The organism is Kitasatospora sp. P5_F3 (assembly GCF_054049135.1).
The window spans coordinates 20,941-27,195 of record NZ_JBFUMY010000055.1; the positions used below are offsets into that span (position 1 = coordinate 20,941).

General features: G+C 72.7%; 6 protein-coding genes. 4 read left to right on the top strand and 2 right to left on the bottom strand.

From position 1 onward, the window contains the following. Positions 1-37: 37 nt before the first annotated feature. Together ACXJMZ_RS27075 and ACXJMZ_RS27080 are read left to right on the top strand one after the other, a co-directional pair. Entirely contained in the window at positions 38-439 is a 402-nt protein-coding gene (locus ACXJMZ_RS27075) for a YciI family protein (protein ID WP_457032655.1), read from the top strand. Between the two features lie 4 nt (positions 440-443). Further along, positions 444-1,691: an RNA polymerase sigma factor gene (locus ACXJMZ_RS27080; protein WP_457032656.1), complete on the top strand. Its 1,248-nt coding sequence runs from the start codon at positions 444-446 to the stop codon at positions 1,689-1,691. Here the strand turns inward: ACXJMZ_RS27080 and ACXJMZ_RS27085 are convergent. Continuing rightward, positions 1,681-2,616 carry a LysR family transcriptional regulator gene (locus tag ACXJMZ_RS27085; RefSeq protein ID WP_457032657.1) on the bottom strand — a complete coding sequence of 312 codons (936 nt, stop codon included), beginning with the start codon at positions 2,614-2,616 and terminating at the stop codon, positions 1,681-1,683. The two genes, ACXJMZ_RS27080 and ACXJMZ_RS27085, sit on opposite strands and share 11 nt — an antisense overlap. A 16-nt stretch (positions 2,617-2,632) precedes the next feature. On the opposite strand from ACXJMZ_RS27085, the gene ACXJMZ_RS27090 reads away from it, so the two are divergent. After that, complete coding sequence (locus ACXJMZ_RS27090; protein WP_457032658.1) at positions 2,633-4,141, top strand: MFS transporter; 1,509 nt, start codon at positions 2,633-2,635, stop codon at positions 4,139-4,141. 191 nt (positions 4,142-4,332) lie between these two features. Then, the gene (locus ACXJMZ_RS27095) at positions 4,333-5,112 is read left to right on the top strand and encodes an isoprenyl transferase (protein ID WP_457032660.1); all 780 of its coding nucleotides are present in this window, start codon (positions 4,333-4,335) and stop codon (positions 5,110-5,112) included. A 4-nt stretch (positions 5,113-5,116) separates the two neighbouring features. On the opposite strand, the gene ACXJMZ_RS27100 is transcribed toward ACXJMZ_RS27095, so the two are convergent. Then, positions 5,117-6,255 (bottom strand): N(5)-(carboxyethyl)ornithine synthase (locus ACXJMZ_RS27100; RefSeq protein WP_457032659.1); only part of this gene is annotated, 1,139 nt, incomplete at its 5' end.

The following is a 6,255-nucleotide window of genomic DNA, read 5'->3' on the forward strand; positions in this document are numbered from 1 at the left end:
ACCCGCCGAGGGTGCCGCAGACACCGAGGAGCAGGTCATGAAGTACATGCTGTTGATGCAGTTCAGCGCGGCGACCGCCGACTTCCCGGCGATCGACACCTGGACGTCGGAGGAGGTCCGGGCCCACATCGGCTTCATGGGCGAGGCCAACCGCAAGCTGGCCGCCGACGGCGAGTTCGTGGACGCCCAGGGGCTGGCGATGCCCGACGCCGCGAAGATCGTCCGCGCCGGGGCCAACGGCGTGCCGGTGGTCACCGAGGGCCCGTTCGCGGAGACCAAGGAGTGGGTGGCGGGCTGGTGGATCGTCGACTGCGAGAGCCCCGAGCGCGCGGTCGAGATCGCTGCCCAGGTCTCGGCCGCCCCGGGCCCCGGCGGGCGGCCGCTCAACATGCCGATCGAGGTGCGGCAGGTGATGTCGGTGCCGACCGAGGAAATGTAGACCGTTGACCGGACTCGACCCGGCCGCCGAGGACCTGCTGCGCGAACTGGCGCCGCAGGTCGTCGGCGTGCTCACCCGCAGGTTCGGCGACTTCACCGCAGCCGAGGACGCCGTCCAGGAGGCGCTGCTCGCAGCGGCCCTCCAGTGGCCGGCCGAGGGCCTGCCCGCCAATCCTCGCGGCTGGCTGATCCAGGTCGCCCAGCGGCGGATGACCGAGGAGGTACGCAGTGAGCAGGCCCGGCGCCGCCGGGAGGACCGGGTGGCCGGGCAGGTGCCGGCCGACCGGTGGTCGGTGCCGCCCGCCGACGCCGAGGATGCCGGCGGCCGGGACGACACCCTGCTCCTGCTGTTCCTGTGCTGCCACCCCGCCCTGTCGCCCGCCTCCGCGATCGCCCTCACGCTGCGCTCGGTCGGCGGCCTGACCACCGGTCAGATCGCGGACGCCTTCCTGGTGCCCGAGGCGACCATGGGGCAGCGGATCAGCCGCGCCAAACAGCGGATCAGGAGCTCGGCGGTCCCGTTCCGGCTGCCGGAGCCCGAGGACTGGCCGGACCGGCTCGGTTCGGTGCTGCACGTGCTCTACCTGATCTTCAACGAGGGCTACGCCACCAGCGCAGGTCCCGACCTCCAGCGCGTCGAACTCTCCCGCGAGGCCATCCGGTTGACCCGCGCCCTGCACACCGTGCTGCCGGAGCACGGCGAGGTCACCGGCCTGCTCGCGCTGATGCTGCTCAACCACGCCCGCAGCCGGGCCCGCACCAGCGGCGCGGGCGAACTGATCCCGCTCGCCGACCAGGACCGCAGCCGCTGGGACGCCGAGGCGATCGCCGAGGGCGTCGCACTGATCACCGCCGCACTCCCCCGCGGCCCGGTCGGCCCGTACCAGGTGCAGGCGGCCATCGCCGCCGTCCACGACGAGGCCGCGACCGCCGAGCAGACCGACTGGCCGCAGATCCTGGCGCTGTACGGGGTGTTGGAGCGGCTGGCCCCCACCCCCGTGGTCGCGCTCAACCGGGTCGTCGCCACCGCCATGGTGCACGGCCCGGCCGTCGGCCTCGCCGAGCTGGACGCGCTGGAGTCCGCCGGGCAGCWGACCGGCCGTCACCGGCCCGCCGTGGTGCGCGGCTACCTGCTGGAGCTGTCCGGGGATGCGGCCGGCGCCGCCGAGCAGTACCGCGCCGCCGCCCGGCACACCGCCAGTCTCCCGGAGCGCCACCACCTGACGATACGGGCGGCCCGCCTCACCCGGTGACAGCGAGGCGCGAACGGGACTGCCCGGTCATCAGCTCCCGGATCCGGTCACGCAACCAGGCGTGCGCGGGGTCGGCGTCGTACCGGGGGTGCCAGGCGAGGCCGAACGGTAGCGGGGGCAGCGCCAACGGGATCTCGAACATGGTCAGACCCAGTGCGTCGGTCAGCCCGCGCGCACGACTGGTGGCCAGGCCCACCAGGTCGCTGTCGAGCACCATGAACAGCGCGGCTGGGAAAGTCGGAGCACTGCCCAACACCCGGCGGGCCAGGCCGAGTTCGGCCAGCGCGGTGTCGATCGGACCGTGCAGCAGCCCGCGCCGGGAGACACTCAGCTGCGGGGCGGCGGCGAACCGCTCCGGCGTGACCGGACCGCCGGTCAGCAACGGGTGCCCGGCGCGCACCACCCCGAGCATCCGGTCCTCGAAGAGCTGCTCGACCCGCACCTCGGGCGCGGTGCTGTCGATCACCCCGACCTCCAGGTCGGCGCCGCCCTCGCGCAGCGTCGGCGCGTCCAGGTGACTCTCCGCCAGGAACCGCAGCCGCACCCCCGGCGCCTCGGCCGCCGCCCGGGCCAGCAGCGCCGCACCGTACGAGGCGGCGAACGCGTCGTGGGCGAGCACGGTGAAGGTACGGGTGAGCGTGCCGAGGTCCACCTGCCCGGTCGGGGTGAACAGCGCCTGGGCCCGCTCCACCACCGCCCGCACCTCCGCTCGCAGCGACAGCGCGTGCGGCGTCGGCACCATCGCGCGTCCGGCCCGGACCAGCACCGGATCGCCCAGCGCCTTGCGGATCCGGCCCAGGGTCCGGCTCATCGCGGGCTCCGAGAGGTGCATCCGCCGAGCCGCTCCGGAGACGCTGCCCTCCTCCAGCAGCAGGTCGAGGGCGATCAGCAGGTTGAGGTCCAGACCGGATTGCGTCACACGCATTCATCCCTTGTGAAACATGCACTGGAAGACAGGAGCCGGGCGCCCTACGGTGACAGACATCCCGTCATCCACGCCAGCTCCAGGGGGAGCCTTGTCCACGCCTGCCCTTACGCCCGTCCCGGTGCCCACTGCCGCCCCACCCGGCCGCCTGGTGGTGCTCGCCGTCTGCGCCTGCGTGCTGATCGCCCAGAGCATGGTCGCCGCGATCAACCTGATGATCCCGCAACTCACCGCCTCCGGCCTCGACTTGAACAGCAGTCAGCTGGTCTGGGCGGTCGACGCCTACGTGATCGTGTTCGCCGGCCTGCTGATCCCCGCCGGTGCGCTCGGCGACCGCTACGGCCGCCGGCGCGCACTGCTGGCCGGGCTCGGCCTGTTCGCACTCGGCGCGACGGTCAGCGCCCTGGCCACCGGCCCGGCCCTGCTGATCGCCGGACGCGCCGTCTCCGGCGCCGGAGCGGCGCTGATCATGCCCGCCACCATGTCGATCCTGGTCCAGCTGGCCGGTCCCGAAGGCCGAGCCCGCGCGCTGGCCTCCTGGACGCTCGCCCTCGGCCTCGGCGGTCTCGCGGGCAACGTCGGCGGCGGGCTGATCGCCCAGTTCCTGCCCTGGCAGGCGCTGTTCTGGTCGATGCTCCCACTGGCCGCCGTGCTGGCCCTCGCGGTCGCCCGCACCGTACCCGACTCGCCCCGGCACCCCGCCGCCACCGACGGCCTCGGCTCGCTGCTGCTGATCGGCGGGCTGGCCGCCCTGCTCTTCGGCATCATCGAAGGCCCCTCCCAGGGGTGGGCCTCCGCCCGGGTGCTGACCGGCTTCGCCGCCGGTGCGCTGCTGCTCGCGCTCTTCACCGGCCATGCACTCCGGGCCGCGCACCCGCTCGTCGACCCCCGGGTGTTCCGCAACCGACGGCTGCGGGCAGCGGCGCTCGGCTCGGCCGCCGGCTTCTTCGGCCTGTTCGCGCTGTTCTACGTCAACTCCCAGTACCTGCAGTACGTCAAGGGCTTCTCGGCCGCCCTCACCGGCCTGGCCATCGTGCCGCTCACCGTCGGCATGGCACTGGCCCCCAAGGCCGCTGTCCGGATCCAGGCCCGCTACGGCCCGCGCCCGCTGATCGGCGGCGGACTGCTGCTGATCGGGCTCGGCCTGCTCTGCGTCTCGACCGCCGACGCGGGCACGCCCTACCCGCTGTACGCCGGTTACCTGCTGGTGCTCTCCTGCGGCATGGGGCTCTCCGCACCCGCGCTCGCCTTCGGCGTGGTCTCCGAACTCCCGCCCGGCCAGGCCGGATTGGGCGCCGGACTGAACACCGCCGCCCGCGAGATCGGCGCCGCGCTCGGCGTCGCGGCGGTCGGCACGGTGCTCGCCGCCCACTCCGGCGGGCACCCCACCGTGGCAGCGGAGTTCGTCCCGGCCATGTCGCTCGGCCTCCGGCTGGTCGCCCTCCTGGTCCTGGCCGCCGCTGCAACGGCCACCCTCGGCTACCGGGCCGACCGTCGGCCCGGTAGTCGCCGTTGTGGGCGGTGAGGAGGGTGAACGGGGCGATGTCGCGGTCCACCACGTCGCACCACCAGCCGAAGCGGTCCTCGGCCGGCACTCTCCAGGTCAGGACGGCATTCACGTCGTCAAATACCCGGCCAGGTAGGGAGATTGACGCCCCGCCTGATACGGTCACGCCCAGTTGATCCGGATTCGTCCCTGGAGGGGCCATGGCACTTCTGCCCGCTTGGATGCGCAACGCCGCGATGCCGATCTACGAGCAGCGCGTCATGAAGGGCCTGGCCGGCCTGCCCCGACCCCGGCACGTCGGGATCATGCTCGACGGCAACCGCCGCTGGGCCCGCCAGAACGGCCACAAGGACGTCGCCGAGGGCTACCGGGTCGGCGGGGTCAGGGCCGAGGAGTTCCTGACCTGGTGCGCGGAGGCCGAGATCGGCCACGTCAGCCTGTTCATGCTCTCGGACGACAACGTGTCCGGCCGGCCCGAGCACGAACTCGTCCCGCTGCTGCGCATCATCGAGGACACCGTCACCGGCCTGGCCGCCCCCGGAAAGCCGTGGCGGGTCAACGTGATCGGCTCCCTCGACCTGCTGCCCGGCGAGCACGCCGCCGCCCTGAAGGAGGCCGCCGCCGCGACCGTCGGCCGAACGGGCCTGCAGGTGGACGTCGCGATCGGGTACGGCGGCCGCCGGGAGATCGTGGACGCGGTCCGCACCGCGTTCCGCCAGCACACCGACGCGGGCGGCGACCCGGCCGAGTTCGCCGACCGGATCGACATCGACGACATCAGCGCGAACCTCTACTCGGCCGCCGGGGCCGACGCCACCGATCTGGTCATCCGCACCAGCGGCGAGCAGCGGATGTCCGGCTTCCTGCTCTGGCAGTCCGCGTACTCCGAGTTCCACTTCGTGGACGTGTACTGGCCCGCGTTCCGCCGGGTGGACTTCCTGCGGGCCCTGCGCTCCTACGCCGAGCGGGACCGCCGCTACGGCAAGTAGGCACTCAGCGGTGCGGGTACTCCGCGGCGCGGTCCTGGAAGGCGAGGATCGCCGGGTTCTGGACCACGCCGTCGCGGATCTCGGTGGCGCGGCGGATCGTCTCGTCGGTGTCCCGGGCCGCGGCGCCGGTGAGGACGGCTCCCAGGAACGGCAGCAGCGCCTCGCTGTTCTCCCAGGTCGCCGAGTTCCACAGGTAGGACGGGCTGTGGTCGACGCCGTAGTAGCGGACGTTGTCGCCGACCACGAAGGTCGGCTCGGTGAAGGTGGTGGGGCGCGCCCAGCTGAAGCCCATGCCCTCGTCGCAGGAGACGTCGACCACCAGGGTGCCCGGCGCGAGCAGGGCGAGGTCCTCGTCGGCGAGGAAGACCAGCGGCGCCGCGGTGTCCTGGAGCACGCAGTTGACGATGATGTCGTGCTCGGCCAGGAAGTCCGCGAACGGGACCCGCCCGTCCTCGGTGATGGCGTGGATCGGCCGCGGTGCGGTGTCCTCCCGGTCGAACTGGACGATCCGCGCCGAGTGGATCGGCGAGCTGACGGCCGTGACGCCCCGTTGGGTGAGGACGTCGACGTCGTGCACACCGAGCGCGGCCAACGCGGTGACCGCGCCCCGGGCCGTCGCGCCGAAGCCGATCACGGCCGCGCGCAGCCGGCGGCCGTAGTCACCGGTCGAGCCCTGGATCTGCAGCGCGTGCAGGACCGAGGAGTAGCCGGCCAGTTCGTTGTTCTTGTGGAAGACGTGCAGGTTGAACGAGCCGTCGTTGGTCCAGTGGTTCATCGCCTCGAAGGCGATCACCGTCAGCTTCCGGTCGATGGCCAGCTGGGTCAGCTCCCGGTCCTGCACGCAGTGCGGCCAGCCCCAGAGCACCTGGCCCTCGCGCAGCTCGGCGAGGTCGGCGGCCAGCGGCTTCGCGAGCAGGATGACATCGCACTCGGCGATCAGCTCCTCGCGTGACCGGAAGCCTCCGACCAGTGCCTTCAACGACTCGTCCGTGACGCCGAAGCGCTCGCCGTAGCCGTGTTCCAGGAAGATGCCGCTGCGCAGCTCGGGGTCGATCCGCTCGAAATGAGCGGGGTGGATGGGCCGCCGGAACTCGTTCTCCTTGCGGGACTTCGCCAGTACGCCGAGGCTGAGCTGCTTCATAC

Bases quoted from the DNA above. Each gene is read 5' to 3' on its own strand.
- ACXJMZ_RS27075 (WP_457032655.1), top strand. From the start codon at position 38: ATGAAGTACATGCTGTTGATGCAGTTCAGCGCGGCGACCGCCGACTTC.
- ACXJMZ_RS27090 (WP_457032658.1), top strand. From the start codon at position 2,633: ATGCACTGGAAGACAGGAGCCGGGCGCCCTACGGTGACAGACATCCCG.
- ACXJMZ_RS27085 (WP_457032657.1), bottom strand. From the start codon at position 2,616: ATGCGTGTGACGCAATCCGGTCTGGACCTCAACCTGCTGATCGCCCTC.